Source organism: Streptococcus sp. HMSC071D03, assembly GCF_001812125.1.
GTDB classification, from domain to species: Bacteria; Bacillota; Bacilli; order Lactobacillales; family Streptococcaceae; genus Streptococcus; species Streptococcus pseudopneumoniae_N.
The window spans coordinates 1,671-3,218 of sequence record NZ_KV807810.1 but is presented as its reverse complement, the minus strand read 5'-3'; the positions used below and the strand labels follow the sequence as shown (position 1 = coordinate 3,218).

Sequence of the window (1,548 nt, the reverse complement as noted above, 5' to 3'; positions counted from 1 at the left end):
GATCCAAACCATTCATTTCCTTAAATGTAATATCGGATTCCTGAAATTGCGTTCCCAGGGAAACTCCAATATCTTGTAGTAACAACTGAGCTTGTTTTCGATCATCAGCGTTCGTTGAAATGGTCACATACTTATGTACCTCAAAGTTGTTAGCGTGTGTCGTAAATCGCTCCTTGATCATCTCATTTAGCTCTTCACGATAGTCATCGTAGCCATCGTTTGTTTCCTCAAACAAGATATTCTGCAAGGAATTATCCGATACTCTACGGTTAATGACTAAGAGTTGATAGTTACTGCCCTCATCCAGTGAATTAAGAGCATCCATCGTTGTATCGATGATGCTCTCTTTTTCATCTTGTTGAGCTGTAGAGTAAGAAGCATCCCCCAGCATAAAGCTACGAGAATACTTCTCACGTGCAATGTGCATTAATCCATCTTCATGGAGCAGCGTATAATTGATGGTATTTTGTGTCGTAGGTTTCATCTGACGACGCAAGCGCTCAATTCTTTTCTTTTCTGCGTTTTCTAGTTTTTCTCTTTTGCTTTTGAATAAACTCATCTTTCGTATACATTCCTACCTTTCCAAATTCTGTCTCATAGGTTCGTTGTTGGATTCGGAAAAAGAAATTGATTTTTTCTTTAATCCGCATTCGCTTAGTCATTCCCGTACCGTACATTCCTCCAGGAACGACAAATAGAGCATCCCAAAGATAGATGTACCAATCAGGTAAACCAAAGAAGTAAATAGCAATTGTCCCTGAGACAGCTATTATTAAACACAGGTATAAAACAAACATTCTAATAGTTAGGCCAAATAGAATTGGCTTGTCCTCATTTTCAAATTCTCTTAAAAATTCTGATCCAATTTTTTTCAATTAGTTTCCTTTCATAAAACATAACATTTATCAATTCTAATTTCTCTAAACATGGATTATACTCCTAAAAGTTGCTTGGCTTTTCGACTAGAGCCAACCATTACAAAGATATAGATAACCCCCTTGGCAATTGAAGCAAAGGCCGTTCCCCAAGTACCATTGTCTGCAGTCGTAACCTTGAGAAGATCTGTTGCCACAATCGAATCATATACAACAGAAACAATAATTAGGATGACACCAATAAGGGCAGATGCTGCAAAGTATTTCAGGAAGTTAATCGTAACAGATCGCAACGAATCCATCATAAAGAACGCTACTAACAATGGAGCTATGGCTTTAAGCATATACAAATCCAAGTAACGTAGGAAAACAATAATCCCTAGAATAATGTTAGAAACTTTACCGACAATAAAACCAACAAATCCAATAATTTGTTTTTCAAACCAACCTTTTCCGCCAGAAATGTTTGAATCAATTGTCGTTGTGACTGTTGGTGTTACATGCGCAATTACCTTTACAATAATATTAAGTAATTCCAGAATGGCATCACAAATTTGAGATGAGGCAGAGATCATGATTAAGGCAAATAAATATTTCATTAAAGCCTCTAACCAGATCTTTTGGGTTAGCGAACCTCCCCTCGACTTGACCATTTGTGACCACGATGCCATTT

2 protein-coding genes and 1 pseudogene are annotated in these 1,548 nt (G+C 37.1%); all 3 read right to left on the bottom strand.

Annotated elements, in window-relative coordinates; all coding sequences use genetic code 11:
* A pseudogene (locus HMPREF2837_RS09495) lies at positions 1–559 on the bottom strand (VirB4-like conjugal transfer ATPase); the annotation flags it as partial.
* On the bottom strand, positions 501–875 hold the full coding sequence (locus HMPREF2837_RS09490; protein WP_061087877.1) for a hypothetical protein: 375 nt from the start codon (positions 873–875) through the stop codon (positions 501–503). The gene HMPREF2837_RS09490 and the pseudogene HMPREF2837_RS09495, both read right to left, overlap by 59 nt.
* A gap of 56 nt (positions 876–931) precedes the next feature.
* A partial coding sequence (locus HMPREF2837_RS09485) for a type IV secretion system protein (protein WP_261674356.1) occupies positions 932–1,548 on the bottom strand: 617 nt, incomplete at its 5' end.